Below are 18869 nucleotides of genomic sequence, written 5' to 3'. Positions count from 1 at the left end.
CGAATCAGCGCGCCGGCAGCTTGCGCCGCCGGCGCCGCACAACGGGCGAATCGCCGTCATTTCACCGAGATTTCGTCGAAGTTGAACGAGCCGTCCGGCATCACGTACATGCCGTGCAGGCGCTTGCTGCGCGCATAGACGATCTTCTCCTGCACCAGGAAGATCCACGGTGCGTCGGCCCACACCTGCTTCTGCGCGTCGGCGTACAGCGCGGCCTTCTTCGCGTTGTCGGTCGTCTCGAGCGCCTTCGCGAGATCGTCGTCGACGGCGCCGTTCTTGTAGTACGCGGTGTTGTAGAGCTTCGGCGGCGCGGATGCGGACGCGAGCAGCGGCGACAGCGCCCAGTTCGCCTCGCCCGTCGAAGCCGACCAGCCGCTGTAATACATCCGCACCGGCGCCGTCGCCGGGTCCTGCGCGCTCTCGACCTTCGCGACCCGCTCGCCGGCCTCGAGCGCCTGCACCTGCACCTTCACGCCGACCTGCGCGAGCTGCTGCTGGACGAACTGGATCAGCTTCTGCGCCGTCGAATGGTTGTACGCGGACCAGAGCGTCGACTCGAAGCCGTTCGGATAACCGGCCTCCTTCAGCAGCGCGCGCGCCTTCGCCGGATCGTACGGCCAGGGCCCGAGCTTGGTCGCGTATTCGACGCCCACCGGGGCGACGCCCGTCTGCGGGGTTGCGTAGCCGGCGAACACGACCTTCGCGAGTGCTTCCTTGTTGACCGCGTAGTTCAGCGCTTCACGCACCTTCGGATTGTCGAACGGCTTCTTCTGCGTATTCAGCGAGATGTAGCGCTGGATGATCGACGGCCGCTCGATCAGCTCGACCTTCGGATTGCTCTTCAGGTCCGCAGCCTGCTCGAACGGGATCGTGAACGCGAAATCGGCTTCGCCGGTCTTGAGCAGCGCGGCGCGCGTGTTGTTGTCGACCACCGGCTTCCAGTCGATCGAATCGACCTTCGGATAGCCCTTCTTCCAGTAGCCGGCGAACTTCTTCACCTTCATGTCGTCGGTCTGCTTCCATTCGACGAACTCGAACGGGCCCGTGCCGACCGGATGCAGCGACACGTCGCGCCCCCACTTCTTCAGCGCGGCCGGCGAAATCATCACCGCCGACGGGTGCGCGAGCGTGTTGACGAACGCGGAGAACGGCTCGCGCAGCGTGAAGCGCACCGTCATCGGATCGACCACCTCGGTCTTCTCGATCACGCGGAACAGCCCGTAACGCTTCAGCTTGTTCGCCGGATCGGTCACGCGGTCGAAGTTCGCCTTCACAGCGTCGGCGTTGAAGTCCGTGCCGTCGTGGAACTTCACGCCCGGGCGCAGCTTGACCGTGTAGACCTTCGCATCGGGCGACGCCTGGTAGCTCGTCGCGAGCACGTTGACGAGCTTCATGTCCTTGTCGAAGCCGAACAGCCCTTCGTAGAACGACTTGACGACGGCTTGCGACACCGTGTCGTTCGCGTCGTACGGGTCCATCGTCGTGAACGTCGAGTACACGGCGACCACGACGTTCTGCTGCGCGAACGCGGGCACGGCGACCGACAGCGCGAGCGCGCCGGCCCCCGCGGCGAACAACGCGCGCGGACGGAACATCGGGAACGAATGCGACTTGTTCATTTTGTCTGGCTCCTGTGGATGATTCGGTAACGCGTGGTGGAAATCGCGGCGTGACTGCATCCGCTCGGGAAAATGGCGCCGTTGTCTGGCGCGTGCGCAGCTGCGGTCCATATGCGACTCGCCGTGCAATCAATACGCGCCGCCGACGCGATGCGTCGCGACGTAATGATCGGGGCCGACCGCGACGAGCGGCGCGACGAGCGGCTCGTCGCCGACCGCGCGGATCGGGCTCGGAATCTCGTCCGCCGCGAGCTGGCGCAGCGCATGCCGGCGCGCGGGGTCGGCCACCGGCACCGCGCTCATCAGCTTCTTCGTGTACGGATGCTGGGGCGCCTCGAACACCGCGCGGCGCGGGCCGATCTCGACGATCTGACCGAGATACATCACCGCGACGCGATGGCTGACGCGCTCGACGACGGCCATGTCGTGCGAGATGAACAGATACGCGACGCCGAGCTCGCGCTGCAAGTCGAGCATCAGGTTCACGATCTGCGCCTGCACGGACACGTCGAGCGCCGACACCGATTCATCGGCGATCACGACCTTCGGATTCAGCGCGAGCGCGCGCGCGATGGCGATCCGCTGACGCTGGCCGCCCGAGAATTCGTGCGGATAGCGGCGCGCGGCATCCGGCGGCAGGCCGACCTTGTCGAGCAGCCAGTCGACGCGCGCCTGCGCTTCGCGACCGCTCGCGACGCCGTGCACGAGCAGCGGCTCCATGATCGAGAAACCGACCGTCAGGCGCGGGTTCAGCGACGCGAACGGATCCTGGAAGATGAACTGGATGTTTCGGCGCAGCGCCTGCAGGTCATGGCCCTTCATCGCGCTGATGTCGCGGCCGTCGAATTCGATCGAGCCGCTCTGCGATTCGACGAGGCGCAGCAGCGAGCGGCCGGTGGTCGACTTGCCGCAGCCGGATTCGCCGACGAGCGCGAGCGTCTCGCCGGCGCGCAGCTCGAAGCTCACGCGCTCGACCGCGTGCACGTATTGCGACACGCGGCCGAACACGCCGCTCTTCACCGGAAACCGCGTGACGAGATCACGCACGCGCAGGATCGGCGGCGCGGCCGGATCGACGCGCGGCTGCCCGGCGGCGGAGGCCGCGGCCGCGTTGCCCGCATCGTTCGCGGCCGGCGCCGGCGCGGCCGCGCTCGCGCCGTCCACCTTCAACAGCGGGAATTTCTCGGGGTTATCGGTGCCGTGCATCGAGCCGAGCCGCGGCACGGCCGCGAGCAGCGCACGCGTGTAGCGATGCGCGGGCGTCGCGAAAATGCGTTCGGACTCGCCCTCCTCGACCTTCTCGCCGCGATACATCACGAGCACGCGATCGGCCACTTCGGCGACCACGCCCATGTCGTGCGTGATGAAGATCACGCCCATGTTCATTTCGTCCTGCAGGCCGCGGATCAGCTGCAGGATCTGCGCCTGGATCGTCACGTCGAGCGCGGTCGTCGGTTCGTCGGCGATCAGGAGCGCCGGCCGGCACGACAGCGCCATTGCGATCATCACGCGCTGCCGCATCCCGCCGGACAATTGATGCGGATAGCGCGCGAACACGCGGCGCGCCTCCGGAATGCGCACGAGATCGAGCAGCCGCAACGCTTCCGCGCGGGCTTCGGTCGCGCTCTTCGACTGGTGCAGCGCGATCGCCTCGCTGATCTGGTCGCCGACCGTAAACACCGGGTTCAGCGACGTCATCGGTTCCTGGAAGATCATCGCGATGTCCGCGCCGCGGATTCCGCGCATCGTCGCCGCGCTCGCCTGCGCGAGGTCGACGAGCGCGCCGCCGCGACGCCGCAACACGATCCGGCCGCTCGTGATCTCGCCGCCGCCATGCTCGACGAGCCGCATCAGCGCAAGCGACGTGACCGACTTGCCGGAGCCCGACTCGCCGACGATCGCGAGCGTCTCGCCGCGATCGACGTGAAACGACACGTTGCGCACCGCATCGAACGTCGCGTTTTCGCGGCGGAACATGACCGACAGGTCGTCGACGGCGACGACGCGCTGCTCCGGCAGCACCAGCGCGGACGGGGTTCGGCTCGAAGTCATGCGGAGGTCTCCTGGTGCGGTCCGGAATCAGGCCGCATCGTCGCGATAGATGCCGACCACGGGCGTCTCGCCGACGCGTGCGTAGCCGCGATACATCCCTTCCGTGTTGAACGGCATCGCGACGTTGCCGTGCGCGTCGACCGCGATGATCCCGCCGCGCCCGGCCAGGCGCGACAGCTTGTTCATCACGGCGTCGTGCGCGGCATCGGCGAGCGATGCGCCGCGATAGGCCATCTGCGCGGCCACGTCATGCGCGGTCGAGAGCCGGATGAACATCTCGCCGGTGCCCGTCGCGGATACCGCGCAGGTCGCGTCGTCCGCGTAGCAGCCGGCGCCGATGATCGGCGAATCGCCGACGCGGCCGGGCTGCTTGTTCGTGATGCCGCCGGTCGACGTCGCCGCCGCGATATGGCCGTGCACATCGCACGCGACCGCGCCGACCGTGCCGTGCTTGCGGTCGGGATCGAGCGGCTCGGCCGGCTGCCCGGCGCCGAAGGCGAAGGTCGCGGCATCGTGATCGAGCATCGTGCCGGCCGCCGCGCGCGCCTTGACCCACTGTGCATGACGCGCTTCCGTGTCGAAGTAGCCGGGCTCGGCGAGTTCGAGGCCCTGTGCGGCCGCGAACGCGTCGGCGCCCGCGCCCGCCAGCAGCACGTGCTCGCTCGCCTCCATCACGCGCCGTGCGGCGAGCACCGGATTGCGCACGCGGGTCGCGCAGCAGATCGCGCCGGCCGCGAGCGTCGTGCCGTCCATCACCGCTGCGTCGAGTTCGTGCTTGCCTTCGGCCGTATAGACGGCGCCGCGCCCCGCGTTGAACAGCGGACAGTCTTCGAGCAGCCGCACCGCGACGGTGACGGCGTCGAGCGCGCTGCCGCCATCGGCGAGCACGTGTTGCGCAGCTTGCAGGATCGCGGTGAGTTCGGCGCGGTATTGGCGTTCGGTGTCGGTGTCCATCGCATCGCGCAGGATCGTGCCTGCACCGCCGTGAATCGCGACGATCGCGGGTGAAGTCATGATTTTTTCGGACCGGAGGAAGAAGGGTTGGCGGCCGGCAGCGCCGCTTGCGGGTGGATCAGCCACGGCAACAGGAATTCGGTCATTTCGGCGGCAGACTTCGCGGAGCGGTGCGTGCGCAGCGCGACCGCGTCGATCAGCGCCTCGATCATCGTCAGCACGGCCGCTTCCGACGTGGCCGCGAAACGCCGTTCGGCCTTGACGTACAGATTCAGCGACGCGATCGGCGCAAGCGGCGAGCCTGGCCCGTCGGAGATGCCGAGCACGCGCGCGCCGCGCGCGGCCGCGCGGCGCGCCAGCTCGATCGTGTCCTTGACGTAGCGCGGAAACGCGAGCGCGATCACGAGATCGCGCGAGTCGGCCGTGTACAGGCGCCGCGCCGCATGCGACGGGCCGCCGAGCAGCGCGAGCGACTGCACGTTGTCGTGACACACCGACAATCCGTGTTCCATCAGCCCGGTCAGAAAGGCGCTCGAACCGGCGCCGAGGATCAGCACGCGCCGTGCGCCGACGATCGCCTCGACGGCCGCCTCGACGTCGGCCGCATCCAGTTGCGCACGCGTGTTCTCGATGTTCGCGACGGCCTGATCGAACACCGCGTCGATCCACGCGGCGCCGCGCACGCCCTGCTCGTGCTCCTGTTCCTGCTCCTGCGCGGAACGCAGCCGCTCGACAGGGCCGAGCGTGGCCTCGAAGCCGCGCACGAGCGCCGCGCGCATCGCCGGATAGCCGTCGAAGCCAAGCGCCTTCGCGAAGCGGTTCGCGGTGGCGATCGACGCATTCACGGCCTGCGCCAGCTCGTCGATCCGCATCGTCGCCGCGCGAAACGGATTCGCGAGCACGAATTCGCCCATCCGGCGGTGGATCGGCGTCATTCGCGGCATGGCCGAGGCGATGCGCTCCGCGATCGCGGATTCGTCGTGACTGGCATCGTGCGGAACGAGAGGCGTCATGCGAATGGTTTTGCAAGGTGGATGAAAATCAATTTACACAATCTGCCGACAGGAAAAAAATAAATTTTCATCAGGGTTGTCACGCCCCCGGCCGGGCCCGCCTGATGCAGTCGGTCGAGCGACGGCCGCTCGGCCTCGTCGAGCAGACATCCGGCGCCACTCGTCGCGCAATGCACCGGGGGCCCTGTCCGCGGACATATCGGGAATACCCCGAGGATGTTCGTTCGAATGCAGATTCACGTTGACCGGATTCGAATTCGAACATAGGATGCTCGAAAATGATCAGTCGTCCGATAACATTGACCTTCAACAGCAGCGAAATGTTCGATTGAACGCGGTGATTCCGATAAAAATCAGGTGAATCGGTCGCCCTTCAAGATCGGACATCGTACAAACATGACCCGCAAAAGACGCCCCCGCCGGGCGACTTGCATGGCTCAGGAGACAGCAGTGAAAACAGTCAAGGCGTTGCGCTGGTGGATCATCGTGCTGGTATGTCTCGGCACGATCCTCAACTACCTCGCACGAAATTCCCTCGCGGTGCTCGCACCGGAACTGAAGCAGGTGTTCGCGATCTCGACGCAGCAGTATTCGTATATCGTCGGGGCGTTCCAGATCGGCTACACGATCATGCAGCCGGTATGCGGGTTCATCGTCGACCTGATCGGCCTGCGGCTCGGATTCGCGCTGTTCGCGATGCTGTGGTCGGTGGTCGGCGTCGCGCACGGCTTCGCGTCGGGCTGGCTGTCGCTCGGCATCCTGCGCGGCTTGCTCGGGCTGTTCGAGGCCGCCGCGATCCCGTCGGGGATGAAGGCCGTCGCCGAATGGTTTCCCGATCGCGAGAAATCCGTCGCGGTCGGCTACTTCAACGCGGGCACGTCGCTCGGCGCCGCGATCGCGCCGCCGCTCGTCGTGTTCCTGTCGATGCGCTTCGGCTGGCAATCCGCGTTCATGGTCACCGGTGCGCTCGGCTTCGTGTGGGCCGCGCTCTGGTACACGCAGTACCGGTCGCCGTCCGATCATCCGCGCATCACGTCGCAGGAGCGCACGCTGATCCGCGACGGCCAGGCCACGATGCCGGCCGCGTCGAAGCGCCGGATTCGCGACGTCGTCACCGCGCGGCGCTTCTGGGCGATCGCGCTGCCGCGCTTCTTCGCGGAACCCGCATGGCAGACCTTCAGCTTCTGGATTCCGCTGTACCTCGCCACCGAACGCCACATGCCGCTCACGCAGATCGCCGTGTTCGCGTGGATGCCGTTTCTCGCGGCCGACGCCGGCGGCATCGCGGGCGGCTACCTGTCGCCCTACCTCGCGAACCGGTTCAAACTGCCGCTCGTGTGGTCCCGCGTCGCCGGCGTCGCGCTCGGCGCGGTGCTGATGCTGGGGCCGGCGATGATCGGGCTCGTGTCGTCGCCGTACACGGCCATCGGCCTGTTCTGCGTCGGCGGCTTCGCGCACCAGATGATCTCCGCGCTCGTCAACACGCTGTCGGCCGACGTGTTCGATCCCGAGGAAGTCGGCACCGCCAGCGGCTTCGCGGGCATGGCCGCGTGGATCGGCGGGCTCGGCTTCTCGCTGCTGGTCGGCGCGCTCGCCGACAAGATCGGCTACGCACCGCTGTTCGCGTGCCTCGGCCTGTTCGACATCATCGGCGTGACGCTGCTCGCGGTGCTGATCCGCGGGCAGTCGAAGCAGGAACGCCTGCTCGCGCAGCACGCCTGACCTCCGTCTTCACCAGGAATCGCCTTCATGACTTCGCTTCTTCATCCGCCCGTGTTCCGCGTCGCCGACCGGCAGGCGAACCGCGTGCTGCTCGCGTCCGACGCGGGCGCGACCCTCGAGATCTTCGTGCTCGAGGATGACATCGTGCGCGTGCGCGTGCTGCCCGACGCGACGGCGCGCACCCCGCGCACCTGGACGATCGCACCGGGCCTCGACGACGTGCCGCTCGACGGGCGCGACCGCCTCGACCTGAGCGGCTTCGCGCTGCCGGCCTACGACTTCGTCGAAGACGACGGCAGCGTGCGCATCGAAACCGCGCAGATCCGCCTCGACGTGAAACTGCATGGCGGCCATTGCACGTGGTCGATGCGCGGCGCGGACGACGCGTGGCGCGTCGTGCTCGCCGACCGCGCGACGCAGGCGTACAACTTCGGCTGGTGGGACGATCGCGCCTATCACTACGTCGCACGCGAGCGCGGCGACAAGGTGTTCGGTCTCGGCGAGCGCGCGGGCGACCTCGACCGCACCGGCGCGCGCTTCGAGATGCGCAACATCGACGCGATGGGTTACAGCGCGAAGCACACGGACCCGCTCTACAAGCACATTCCGTTCTACGTCACGTGGTCGCCCGGCGCGTGCCAGGGCTTCGGGCTGTTCTACGACACGCTGTCGGATTGCGCGTTCGACATGGGCCGCGAACTCGACAACTACCACGGGCTCTACCGCTACTTCGTCGCCGAGCACGGCGATCTCGACTACTACTTCATCGCGTCGCCCGACACGCCGCTCGCGGCTGCCCGGCGCTTCACGTGGCTCACCGGACGCCCGGCGCGCACGCCGAAATGGGGGCTCGGCTATTCGGGCTCGACGATGAGCTACACCGACGCACCGGACGCGCAGCGGCAGATGAACCAGTTCGTCGAGCAGTGCGAATCACACGATATCCTGTGCGACTCGTTCCACCTGTCGTCGGGCTATACGTCGATCGGCGCGAAGCGCTACGTGTTCAACTGGAACCGCGAGAAGTTTCCCGACGCGAAGGGTTTCGTGAAGCACTACCGCGACCACGGCATCCGCCTGTGCGCGAACATCAAGCCGTGCCTGCTGCGCGACCACCCGGCGTTCGACGACGCCGCGCGGCGCGGGCTGCTGATCCGCTCGGCATCCGGCGAGCCGGCATGGGTGCAGTTCTGGGACGAGGTCGGCGCGTATCTCGACTTCACGCAACCGGACGCGTACCGCTGGTGGCGCGAGCAGGTCACGTCGGCGCTGCTCGACTACGGAATCGAGTCGACGTGGAACGACAACAACGAATACGAGATCTGGTCGCCCGACGCGATCGCGCACGGCTTCGGCCAGCCGTTTCCCGCGCGCGAGGCGAAGGTGCTGCAGACGATGCTGATGATGCGCGCGTCGCGCGAAGCCCAGCGCGCGCATGCGCCGGCGCAGCGGCCGTTCCTCGTGTCGCGCTCCGGCGGCGCCGGCATGCAGCGTTACGTGCAGACCTGGTCCGGCGACAACTACACGTCGTGGGAAACGCTGCGCTACAACCTCAAGATGGGCCTCGGGCTCGCGTTGTCGGGCGTGTCGAACATCGGTCACGACATCGGCGGCTTCTCCGGCCCCGCGCCGTCGCCCGAGCTGCTGCTGCGCTGGGTGCAGTTCGGCATCTTCATGCCGCGCTTCAGCATCCATTCGTGGAACGACGACGGCACCGTCAACGAACCGTGGATGTATCCGGAAATCACCACGCGGATCGCGTCGCTGATCAAGCAGCGCTACCGGCTGCTGCCTTACCTCTATCACCTGCTGTGGCTGTCGACCACGCGCTACGAGCCCGTGCTGCGGCCGACCTTCGGCGATTTCCCCGGCGACCCGCGCTGCTACGACGAATGCGACGACATGATGCTCGGCGACGCGCTGCTGGTCGCGCCGGTCGTCGAGCCGGGCCGCACGGAGCGCACGGTCTACCTGCCGTCGAGCGCGCGCTGGGTGTGCTGCGCGAGCGCGCAGTCGTTCGACGGCGGCGCGAACGTGACGCTGCCCGCGCCGCTCGACACGCCGGTGATGTTGTTGCGTGAAGGCCGCGTGCTGCCGCTGAACGTCGCCGAGCAACGGTTCGGCGCACGCGCGGACACGCGCGGCTTCCTCGTCGCGCCGCGCATCGAGGACGGCGTTGCGTACGGCGAATGCGTCGAGGACGACGGCGAAACGGAAGCGTGGCGCGACGGCGAATACGGTCTGTGGCGCATCGAGACCGGACGCACGGCGTCGGGCGAACTCGGCGTGTCGGTCCGCTGGGATGGCCGCATGAACCGCCCCGCCGAGCGCGTGGAGATCCTGCTGCCGGCATTGCTGCAAGGTGCGCTTGCCGTGCGCGGTGCGCGCGTCGAACGCGATGCGCGGGATGGCGCATGGCGTCGCGTCGTCGTGGCACTCGACGACTGACCGCGCAAGCGCGGGAAAACGCCGAACCCTCGGATCGGGCGGGCCGCGCACACGGCCCGCCCTCCACCAAAGAGGAGGCCGATCAGCCTCCCGCCCCCTTGAAGAGACTTGGAGATCGTCAATGAAAGCATCGCATCACTACTCTGCAATCCTGATTTTATCGGCCGCGTCGCTCGGCGCTTCCGCCGCCCATGCGCAGAGCAGCGTGACGCTGTACGGCGTGGTCGACGATTCGCTCGCGTACGTGAACAACCAGCAAGGCCACTCGAACGTGTACATGCGCGACGGCAACCTGTATGCGTCGAAGTTCGGGCTGCGCGGCGACGAGGATCTCGGCGGCGGCACGCACGCGATCTTCGACCTGCAATCCGGTTTCAACCTGAACACCGGTGCGCAGGCCGCCGCCGGCACGATCTTCAATCGCCAGGCGTTTGTCGGGCTGCGCAACGATCATTACGGCACGATGACGGCCGGCCGCCAGTACACGCCGTACTTCCTGCTGGTCGGCCCGTACGCGGCAAGCAGTTGGCTGACCGGCGCAACGGGCGCGCATCCGGGCGACATCGACGGGCTCGACACGACGATCCGCGTCAACAACTCCGTCACCTATACGTCGCCGACCTTGTCCGGGCTGACCGCGAGCGCGATGTATGCGTTCGGCGGCATCGCCGGCGCGACCGGCAAGGGCAACACGTTCAGCGCCGCGCTGCGCTATGCGAACGGGCCGGTCGGCATCGCGGCCGGTTACCTGCGCATCAACAGCTCGGGTTCGTCGGCGGGCTTCCTGAATCCTGCGACCGCCGCGTCGGGCAGCTTCGCGGTGTCCGTGCTGAACCAGGGCTACCTGACCGCGAAGGCCGTCGAGCAGGTCGCGGCGGCCGGCAACTACACGCTCGGCAACCTGACGATGGGCCTCAACTACTCGAACGTGAAGTATCTGCCCGGCAACGGCTCCGCGTTCACGGACACGGCCGTGTTCAACACCTACGGCGCGCTCGCCGCGTATCGCTTCACGCCGACGTTTTCGGTGGCCGGCGCGTTCGCGTACACGCTCGCGTCGAAGGCGAACGGCGTGTCGGACGCGGCCCGTTACCAGCAGTATTCGCTGAAGGAGTCGTACAGCCTGTCGAAGCGCACGACGCTGTATGCGCTGCAGGCGTACACGCATTCGAGCGGACGGACGCTCGGCGCGCTGGGTGCCGGCCATATCGTCGACGCGGCGCCGATCGTCGGCGATTCGCAGCAGCTCACGCCGTCGACGACGCACGGCCAGTTCGTCGGCATGGCCGGGATCGCCGTGACGTTCTGAACCCGTACGGCCGCGCCTCCGTTGCTTGCGCCCCGGACGATCCGGCATCGTCCGGGGCGCCGGTTTGACGTTCGTGATCCACCTCTTTCGCACGCAACGCGCAGCGTGCGGGTTTTCGCGATCGCCCCGATACCTTACAATTCGTCAGGTTTTCCCTGCTGCATATCCCTTCTTGCAGTCCTGACACCGCGGTACACTCGACGCACGCCGTATCAGGGTCCGACGCGCGACACGCGCGCCGGGCGGCGTCGCGCCTCGTTGCGCCCACAACTGGATGCCAGCCATGCCAGATTCCCGTTCCTCGCCCCGCACGACATTCAAGCCGCAGGTCGTGCTGCCCGCGCTCGCGGTCATCGGTGCACTGCTCGTCGTGTGCGCGCTGCACCCGACCGAAGCAGGCGCGCTCTTCTCCTCCGGCCAGCAATGGGTCGTCGCGCGCTTCGACTGGTTCTACGTGCTCGCCGTCACCACGTTCCTCGTGTTTCTCGTGCTGATCGCGGCGAGCGACTTCGGCAACATCCGGCTCGGCCCCGACGACGCCGAGCCCGAGTTCAGCTTCCTGTCGTGGACGGCCATGCTGTTCGCTGCGGGCATGGGCATCGGCCTCATGTACTTCGGCGTCGGCGAGCCGATGCAGCACTTCCTGAAGCCGCCGACCGTGGACCCCGGCACGCCGGCCGCCGCGCGCGAGGCGATGCTGATGACCTTCTTCCACTGGGGCTTCCATGCGTGGGCGATCTACGGGCTGATGGGGCTCGTGCTCGCATACTTCGGATTCCGCTACAACCTGCCGCTGACGCTGCGCTCCGGGCTGTATCCGGTGCTGCGCGAGCGCGTGAACGGCTGGATCGGCCACACGGTCGACGCGTTCGCGCTGGTCGGCACGGTCGCGGGCATCGCGACGACACTCGGCTACGGCGTGATGCAGTTGAGCGCGGGCCTGCATACGGTCGCCGGCTGGGATACGAGCGGCAACGCGTTCCGCATCGGGCTCGTCGTGATCGTCGTGATCCTGGCCGGCGCATCGGCCGCGAGCGGTCTCGACAAGGGCGTGCGGCGGCTGTCCGAGCTGAACCTGCTGCTGGCGTTCCTGTTGCTCGCGTTCGTGGTCGTCGCGGGCCCGACGTCGTTCCTGCTGCGCGCGCTCGGCGACAACATCGGCCAATACCTGTCGAATCTCGTCGACCTGTCGTTCCGCACCTATGCGTACGCGCCACCGCGCGAGGAAGGCTGGTTCGGCGGCTGGACGATCCTCTACTGGGCATGGTGGGTGTCGTGGTCGCCGTTTGTCGGCATGTTCATCGCGCGCATCTCGCGCGGCCGCACGATCCGCCAGTTCGTGATCGGCGTGTTGCTCGTGCCGACCGCATTCAACCTCGTGTGGATGACCGTGTTCGGCAACAGCGCGATCTGGCTCGACACGCACGGCGCGGCCGGCGCGCTCGCGCAGACGGCCGGCAGTGTCGATGCGTTGCTGTTCCGCTTCTTCGATTTCCTGCCGCTTCCGCAGTTGCTGTCGATCGTCGCGATCGTGCTGATCGCGGTGTTCTTCGTCACGTCCGCCGATTCCGGCGCATTCGTGATCGACCAGATCGCGACGCGCGGCGCCGCGCATTCGCCGGTCTGGCAGCGGCTGTTCTGGGCTGCGCTGCTGGGTGTGACGGCGGCCGTGCTGCTGGTCGCGGGCGGGCTCGGCGCGCTGCAGGCGATGACGTTGATCGCCGCATTGCCGGTCGCCTTGATCATGCTCGCGCTGTGTTACGGGCTGTGGCGCGGGCTCGCGGCCGATCGTGCGCACTATTCGCAGGACGTCGCGCCCGCGACGAGCTTCTGGACCGGCCAGCACTGGCGCCATCGGCTGACGCATATCCTGCGGCAGACGACCGAGTCCGACGCGCGCCAGTTCGTCGCGGAAACCGTCGAGCCCGCGCTGCGCAAAGTCGCCGACGAACTGCGCTCGGGCGGCGTCGACGCACACGTGCAGCGCGACAGCGACGATGCGGTGCGGCTGACCGTGCCGACCGCGGAACACCGCGATTTCGTCTACGGCGCGCGCGTGACGGCGAAATCCGCGGCGGCCTTCCTGGTACGCGAAGCGGCCGAGCCGGAAGCCGAGCGTCCACACGTGTACGGCATCGTCACGTTCTTCGAGGACGGCCGGCTCGGCTACGACGTCGAATATCTGCGCGGCGACGAACTGATCGCCGATGTCCTGCGTCAATACGAACGCTACGTCTCGCTCGCGGCCGACCAGCGTACGCATCTGCTGAGCCGCGCGCCGGGACACGCAACGGAGGCCGAATGAACCCGACCGCTGCGCTCCTCTCGTCGAGCCGACGCGCGGCGCCCGACGGAGCCGTGCCATGAGCGGCCTCCTGAACGATCGCACCGGCGACTTCATCGCGCTCGCGACGCTCGTGGTGCTTTACCTCGGCGGCGTCGGCCTTGCGCTTTGGCGGATCCGCACCGCCGCCGCGCGCGGCAAGGCTTACTGGATCGTCTGCATCGCGCTGCTCGCCGGCGGCGCGATCGCGATCACCGCCAACCTGTCGCCCATGCCGAACAGCGGCGAGATGCCGCCCGGTTTCGCACTCGGCGTCGAGGCGGTGCTGCTGGGGCTCGCGCTCGTGGCGGCAGGCTGCGCGTGGCTGATGTTGCGGGCGAGGCGCGACTGATACCCGCCTTTTGCACGGCGCCGCAGCCCTGTCACGCATGAACGGCAGCACACATGCCGAACAACGGGCTGCCGCCGTTTTCCTGATGCATCATGCGGACGGCGCCCGCGCGGTGACGAGCCAGCACGCCGCGTCGAAGCGCACGTCTTCGCCCTCCACGTAGCGCTCGAACGCAGGGCGAACCGTATCGATCACGCGCCGGCGCGTCGCGTCGTCCACCTGACGAAGCGCGAGCCCGACCGGTCCGAGTCGCGCGATGTAGTCGTCCAGCGCGGACGCCGGCAACGCGCACGCGATATCGATCGGCTCGATCGCGATGTCGGCCCAGCCGCTGTCCGACAAGACCGACGCGATCCGTTGCCGGTCGCCGAACGCGAATTGTCCCGGTGCCCCCGGCTGCCGCGCCGGCAGGGCCGGCAGTAATGGCGCCGCGACACGCTCGGCCGTCGTCATGAACGGATTGTCGGCGGCGCCGCGCCATGCGACGAATCGCAAACGCGCGTTCGGGCGCGCCGCGTGCCGCAGGTTCGCGAAGGCCTGCACCGGATCGTCGAAGAACATCACGCCGAAGCGCGACACGATCAGGTCGAACTTTCCCGGCACGAACGCATGCGTCTGCGCATCGGCATGCACGAAGTCGGCGTCAACGCCCTCGCGTTCGGCGCGCGCCCGTGCGGCGGCAAGCATCTGCGCCGAAATATCCAGGCCCGTACAGCGCGCGTGCGCGCCAAGGCGCCGCGCGATCGCGAGCGTCACCGCGCCGGTGCCGCAGCCGACGTCGAGCACGCTGCTCGCGGACGCCGCCACCGCCCCATCCTCGAGCAATGCCTCGAACGGCTCGAACATCCGGTCGAGCGAGCGCTGCGCGTCGACCCATGCCAGCCCCGACGGGCCGTTCCACAGCGCAGACTGCGCTTCGTTTGTCCGGTTTCCTTCCATCGTCGATTCTCCTTTTGTCCGCATCGTTGACCGTGATCCGGACTATGCTGCTTCAAGCCGGCTTGAGGTCAAGCCCGCGAACGCGGCACGACTCGCGCGCCGTGTCGGCCGTCGCACCCCTGGCCTTCACATTTCTTACATTCGCGTTCCGTATCGTTGACGGCTTTCCTACGGTGCCTCCCATGCGACGACTCCTCTCCCGCGCGCTGTTCGTGCGCTGCGCTCCGCTTGTTGCCCTCGCGGCGCTGTCCGCGTGTTCGAATCACATCGATACGCCCGCCGACCCGGCCAGTGCCGCGATCAACGTTCAGGCGGCGTGGGTCGAGATCGGCGATGCGAACCAGGCGATCGCGCGCGTGGTCACGAACTATAGCCCTGCGTCCGCGAGCGATCCGCTTTGTCCGCAGTTGTCCGTCGACGGCAAGCTGTCGCGCATGACGCTGCGCGCCGGTGCCGCGACCGTCGCGCAACGGCCGACGGCGAGCGCCCCGGCCGACTCGAAACCGTCGAGCTTCCCGGTGTCGGTCTGCGAAGCGACGCTGCCGGCCGATGCCCAGACGGCGAGCGTCGCGGGCCGCGCGCTGCCGCTGCCGAGGGCGCAGCCGCAGCGCATCGCGATCATTGCCGACACCGGCTGCCGGATGAAGAAGGCCGACAACGCATGGCAGGCGTGCAACGACGCGACGGTCTGGCCGTTCGACACGATCGCGGCGAGCGTCGCGAAGCTGTCGCCGGACCTCGTGCTGCACGTCGGCGACTATCACTACCGCGAAAACGCGTGCCCGCCCGACATCGCCGGCTGCAAGGACAGCCCGTGGGGCTACGGCTGGGATGCGTGGCAGGCCGATCTGTTCCGCCCGGCCGCGCCGCTGTTCGCGAAGGCGCCGTGGGTCGTCGTGCGCGGCAACCACGAGGAATGCGCGCGGGCCGGCCAGGGCTGGTACCGCTTCCTCGATCCGCACCCGTATTCGGCGGCCCGTTCGTGCGACGATCCGGCCAACGACGACGACGCGAACTACTCGGACCCCTACGCGGTGTCGCTCGGCGGCGGCACGCAAGTGATCGTGTTCGACACCGCGAAGGTCGGCCGCAATCCGCTGAAGACGACCGACGCGCAGTTCCGCATCTACCAGAAGCAGTTCCAGACGGTCGCGGCGCTCGCGTCGAAAGCCGGCATGTCGACGACGATCTTCACGAACCACCATCCGATCCTCGCGTTCGCGCCGATCGCCGGCAGCACGCCCGCGCCGGGCAACCTCGCGCTGCAGTCGGTGATGGCGAGCCTGAACGCGCAGGCGTACTACCCGCCCGGCATCCACGTCGCGCTGCACGGGCACGTGCACGACTTCCAGGCGATCAACTTCTCGTCCGGGCATCCGGCGACGATCGTGTCCGGGAATGGCGGCGACAACCTCGACGTCGCGCTGCCCGATCCGTTCCCGGCCGGCCTGACGCCCGCGCCGGGCGCCGTGATCGAGCGGCTGTCACACAACAACAGCTTCGGTTTCCTGATCATGGAGCGACGCGCGGCGCCGGCGACGGGCTGGGTGTTCCATGCATATTCGGCGGCAGGCAAGCTGCTCGCGTCGTGCGACCAGTCGGGCAACACGCTCGCATGCGACAAGACGGGGTTCATCGCGCCGTGAGTGACGCAGTTCGATCGAGTGACGATTTGATGGATTCGACGGGCCGCCGGCGACGGATGGCCGGCTCGCGGAGGCGGACGGTTTCGTCGGTGACCGCTGTCGAGCGTCGGGTTTCCGGTTGGGTTCCGGCCGCCGGCTGCGGACGGACGGTACGCGTACTTGCCGCCGCCCTGCTCGCCGGCACGGCGTTCGCGGCCCATGCCGCGCCGTCCGAGACGATGCTGCTCCCCGGCGCGCCGCCGTCGCGCGTCGTCGGCACGATCGGCAACGGCACGCCGCAGGTGACCGACAAGGTCGACGCGGCGGCCGCCCGTTTCGCGCCGGACCCGACGCTCGTCGCGCTGGGCCGCCGGATCTTCTTCGATCCGCGACTGTCCGAGCCGCGCGGCATGTCGTGCGCGGGCTGCCACGATCCGGGGCGCGCGTTCGCGCCGACATTGTCCGCCGCTTCGCTCGCGGGGCCGGGCGTGCCGGAAGGCAGCCGCCACGGGCGTTTCAGCCTGCGCAACGCGCCGTCGCTGCTCTACGTGCGCTACGTGCCGCGCCGCCACTTCTATCAGGACGACGACGCCCCCGCGCCGTCGCCGTTCGGCGGCCTCTTCAGCGACGGCCGCGCGGACACGCTCGCCGAACAGATCCGCGGGCCGCTGTTCGATCCGAACGAGATGAATAACCGATCGCCGGCCGCGCTGCTACGCAAGGTCGACCGCACCGAACTGGCGGACGATCTCGCCGCGCGCTTCGGCGCATCGGTGCGGCGCGACCCCGAGCAACTGGTGCGCGCGCTGGGCTCGGCCGTCGAGGCCTATCTGCAGAGCGACGACATGGCGCCGTTCACGTCGCGCTTCGACGCGTATCTGCGCACGCGCAAGCCGCTCGCGCCGGCCGAGATGCACGGCCTGACGCTGTTCCGCAATCCCGACAAGGGCAACTGCATGAGTTGCCATACGCTGTCGGAGACGTCGAGCCGGCCGGAGCGCTCGCTCTTCACCGATTTCGGCTACGACGCGATCGCGGTGCCGCGCAACCGCGCGCTGCCCGCGAACCGCGATCCGCGCCATTTCGACAACGGCCTGTGCGACACGGCCACACGGCTGCGCTGGCCCGAGCCGACGCAATGGTGCGGCTACCTGCGCACGCCGGGGCTGCGCAACGTCGCGGTCAAGCAGACGTTCATGCACAACGGCGTGTTCACGACGCTGCGCGACGCGGTCGCGTTCTACAACACGCGCTCGACCGACCCCGGCCACTGGTATCACGGCGCCAGGACCTTCGACGACGTGCCGGCCGCGTATCGCGGCAACATCAACGTCAATTCAACGCCGATGAACCGCCGGCCGGGCACGCCGCCCGCGCTGACCGACGCGGAAATCGACGACATCGTCGCGTTCCTCGGCACGCTGACCGACGCGCGCTACGCGAATCTCGTCCCGCCCGCCGCGCCTGACGCCCGGATGACCGGATCGCCGGGCGCCCGCCCACCTGCGCCGGTGCGCTGAACCCTGGCCGAACGGCCAGGCGCATGCGCGCCCGCTTGCGGCCGCCTCATATACTGGTTATATTTACAGTACTGTATTTATGAACAGTGAGGTGCGCGATGGAACATCTGGTCCGTATCGTCAACGACACCGATCGCCAAGTGCTGGCATGGCTGCGTGCGCAGGTCGGCGACGCCCGCGTCGAGCGCGCGGCGCGCCAGCTCGGGCATACACGCAAGCCCTTCCCGTCGGCGGTATGCCGGTATCTGGGCATGAGCGCGCCGGCCACGCTGCGCCGGGCCGAGCGGCCGCGTGCCGCACGCGACTTCTCGGTCGGCGATCGCTACCTGTCGCTGATCCGTCAGCATCTCGCCGCGCATGCGGTCAGCCGATGAAATCGCCGAAATCGTATCGTCGGCGCATCGCCGCGCGGCGGCCGTCCGGGGTGAACGCGGCGTGCCGGCCGGAAAATGGCGCGCGATCGCATCGATCGTCACATCGCGCTGCACGCGCAGTTGCTCGCGAAACCGGTGCAGGTGGCGATCGAACGCGCCCGAGCCGACAACTTCGGCCGCAGCAACGTCACCCAGCTACCGCCCCGTCCGCGCGCGCTCGATCCACTCGAACAACGCCATCCCGATCAGCATCGCGACGACGAACGCGATGCCCTTGGCCGACCCGAGTCCGATCGACACGATCGCCGGCCCCGGGCAGAACCCGGCAAGCCCCCAGCCGATGCCGAACACGGCGCTCCCTGCGACGAGGCGCACGGTAATCGTCCGCACGGCCGGCCACTGGATCGGCAGGCCGAGCAACGACCGCGTCCGACGCTTCGCCCAGGCGAACGCGAACACGGCAACGCCGATCGCGCCGGCCATCACGAACGCGAGCGACGGGTCCCAGCGGCCTGCCAGGTCGAGAAAGCCGAGCACCTTCTGCGGGTTGGCCATCCCCGACACGATGAGGCCGGCGCCGAACAGCAGCCCCGCAAGAAACGCGAATCCTGCCTGCATG

The 18869-nt window shown here is 68.2% G+C and carries 14 protein-coding genes; 8 read left to right on the top strand and 6 right to left on the bottom strand.

All coding sequences use genetic code 11. From position 1 onward, the window contains the following. Positions 1-56: 56 nt before the first annotated feature. The 4 genes from gsiB to WS46_RS06985 all read right to left on the bottom strand — a co-directional run bounded on the left by gsiB (position 57) and on the right by WS46_RS06985 (position 5638). A complete protein-coding gene (gene gsiB, locus WS46_RS07000) occupies positions 57-1619 on the bottom strand; it encodes a glutathione ABC transporter substrate-binding protein GsiB (protein WP_059525068.1) in 1563 nt (520 codons plus the stop codon). A gap of 129 nt (positions 1620-1748) precedes the next feature. Further along, the gene (locus WS46_RS06995; protein ID WP_059689917.1) at positions 1749-3671 is read right to left on the bottom strand and encodes a dipeptide ABC transporter ATP-binding protein; all 1923 of its coding nucleotides are present in this window, start codon (positions 3669-3671) and stop codon (positions 1749-1751) included. A 27-nt stretch (positions 3672-3698) separates the two neighbouring features. Further along, a complete protein-coding gene (locus WS46_RS06990; RefSeq protein WP_059689916.1) occupies positions 3699-4685 on the bottom strand; it encodes an isoaspartyl peptidase/L-asparaginase family protein in 987 nt (328 codons plus the stop codon). Further along, positions 4682-5638 carry a MurR/RpiR family transcriptional regulator gene (locus tag WS46_RS06985; protein WP_059689915.1) on the bottom strand — a complete coding sequence of 319 codons (957 nt, stop codon included), beginning with the start codon at positions 5636-5638 and terminating at the stop codon, positions 4682-4684. Before WS46_RS06985 ends, WS46_RS06990 begins: the two co-directional genes overlap by 4 nt. A gap of 450 nt (positions 5639-6088) precedes the next feature. Between WS46_RS06985 and WS46_RS06980 the strand changes: the two genes are divergently transcribed. The 5 genes from WS46_RS06980 (at position 6089) to WS46_RS06960 (ending at position 13792) form a co-directional block, all read left to right on the top strand. Next, positions 6089-7360 carry an MFS transporter gene (locus tag WS46_RS06980; protein ID WP_059525059.1) on the top strand — a complete coding sequence of 424 codons (1272 nt, stop codon included), beginning with the start codon at positions 6089-6091 and terminating at the stop codon, positions 7358-7360. Between the two features lie 27 nt (positions 7361-7387). Then, the gene (locus WS46_RS06975; protein WP_059689914.1) at positions 7388-9808 is read left to right on the top strand and encodes a glycoside hydrolase family 31 protein; all 2421 of its coding nucleotides are present in this window, start codon (positions 7388-7390) and stop codon (positions 9806-9808) included. A 121-nt stretch (positions 9809-9929) separates the two neighbouring features. After that, positions 9930-11117, top strand: coding sequence for a porin (locus WS46_RS06970; RefSeq protein ID WP_059689913.1), 1188 nt, complete (start codon positions 9930-9932; stop codon positions 11115-11117). Positions 11118-11400: 283 nt separating this feature from the next. Beyond that, positions 11401-13422 (top strand): BCCT family transporter, encoded by a 2022-nt coding sequence (locus WS46_RS06965; RefSeq protein WP_059525053.1) that lies wholly within the window; start codon positions 11401-11403, stop codon positions 13420-13422. Between the two features lie 58 nt (positions 13423-13480). Beyond that, positions 13481-13792 (top strand): hypothetical protein, encoded by a 312-nt coding sequence (locus WS46_RS06960; RefSeq protein ID WP_059689912.1) that lies wholly within the window; start codon positions 13481-13483, stop codon positions 13790-13792. Positions 13793-13882: 90 nt separating this feature from the next. On the opposite strand, the gene WS46_RS06955 is transcribed toward WS46_RS06960, so the two are convergent. Continuing rightward, positions 13883-14731 carry a class I SAM-dependent methyltransferase gene (locus WS46_RS06955; RefSeq protein WP_059689911.1) on the bottom strand — a complete coding sequence of 283 codons (849 nt, stop codon included), beginning with the start codon at positions 14729-14731 and terminating at the stop codon, positions 13883-13885. Between the two features lie 182 nt (positions 14732-14913). On the opposite strand from WS46_RS06955, the gene WS46_RS06950 reads away from it, so the two are divergent. The 3 genes from WS46_RS06950 (at position 14914) to WS46_RS06940 (ending at position 18250) form a co-directional block, all read left to right on the top strand. Next, on the top strand, positions 14914-16377 hold the full coding sequence (locus WS46_RS06950) for a metallophosphoesterase (RefSeq protein ID WP_059689910.1): 1464 nt from the start codon (positions 14914-14916) through the stop codon (positions 16375-16377). 170 nt (positions 16378-16547) lie between these two features. Then, positions 16548-17876 carry a cytochrome-c peroxidase gene (locus tag WS46_RS06945; RefSeq protein ID WP_059690206.1) on the top strand — a complete coding sequence of 443 codons (1329 nt, stop codon included), beginning with the start codon at positions 16548-16550 and terminating at the stop codon, positions 17874-17876. A gap of 98 nt (positions 17877-17974) precedes the next feature. Then, positions 17975-18250, top strand: a complete 276-nt coding sequence (locus tag WS46_RS06940; protein ID WP_059525043.1) for a hypothetical protein — start codon at positions 17975-17977, stop codon at positions 18248-18250. A gap of 195 nt (positions 18251-18445) precedes the next feature. Here WS46_RS06940 and WS46_RS06935 read toward each other — a convergent pair whose 3' ends face one another. Then, the gene (locus WS46_RS06935; protein WP_059689909.1) at positions 18446-18868 is read right to left on the bottom strand and encodes a DUF6691 family protein; all 423 of its coding nucleotides are present in this window, start codon (positions 18866-18868) and stop codon (positions 18446-18448) included. Position 18869: the final 1 nt, after the last annotated feature.

Source organism: Burkholderia sp. RF4-BP95 (genome assembly GCF_001521985.1).
In the GTDB taxonomy this organism is placed as follows: domain Bacteria; phylum Pseudomonadota; class Gammaproteobacteria; order Burkholderiales; family Burkholderiaceae; genus Burkholderia; species Burkholderia diffusa.
The sequence above is the reverse complement of the archived record's forward strand: the minus strand, read 5'-3'. Positions and strand labels throughout refer to the sequence as shown.

Bases quoted from the DNA above. Each gene is read 5' to 3' on its own strand.
- gsiB (WP_059525068.1), bottom strand. From the start codon at position 1,619: ATGAACAAGTCGCATTCGTTCCCGATGTTCCGTCCGCGCGCGTTGTTC.
- WS46_RS06995 (WP_059689917.1), bottom strand. From the start codon at position 3,671: ATGACTTCGAGCCGAACCCCGTCCGCGCTGGTGCTGCCGGAGCAGCGC.
- WS46_RS06990 (WP_059689916.1), bottom strand. From the start codon at position 4,685: ATGACTTCACCCGCGATCGTCGCGATTCACGGCGGTGCAGGCACGATC.
- WS46_RS06985 (WP_059689915.1), bottom strand. From the start codon at position 5,638: ATGACGCCTCTCGTTCCGCACGATGCCAGTCACGACGAATCCGCGATC.
- WS46_RS06975 (WP_059689914.1), top strand. From the start codon at position 7,388: ATGACTTCGCTTCTTCATCCGCCCGTGTTCCGCGTCGCCGACCGGCAG.
- WS46_RS06970 (WP_059689913.1), top strand. From the start codon at position 9,930: ATGAAAGCATCGCATCACTACTCTGCAATCCTGATTTTATCGGCCGCG.
- WS46_RS06965 (WP_059525053.1), top strand. From the start codon at position 11,401: ATGCCAGATTCCCGTTCCTCGCCCCGCACGACATTCAAGCCGCAGGTC.
- WS46_RS06960 (WP_059689912.1), top strand. From the start codon at position 13,481: ATGAGCGGCCTCCTGAACGATCGCACCGGCGACTTCATCGCGCTCGCG.
- WS46_RS06955 (WP_059689911.1), bottom strand. From the start codon at position 14,731: ATGGAAGGAAACCGGACAAACGAAGCGCAGTCTGCGCTGTGGAACGGC.
- WS46_RS06950 (WP_059689910.1), top strand. From the start codon at position 14,914: ATGCGACGACTCCTCTCCCGCGCGCTGTTCGTGCGCTGCGCTCCGCTT.
- WS46_RS06940 (WP_059525043.1), top strand. From the start codon at position 17,975: ATGGAACATCTGGTCCGTATCGTCAACGACACCGATCGCCAAGTGCTG.
- WS46_RS06935 (WP_059689909.1), bottom strand. From the start codon at position 18,868: ATGCAGGCAGGATTCGCGTTTCTTGCGGGGCTGCTGTTCGGCGCCGGC.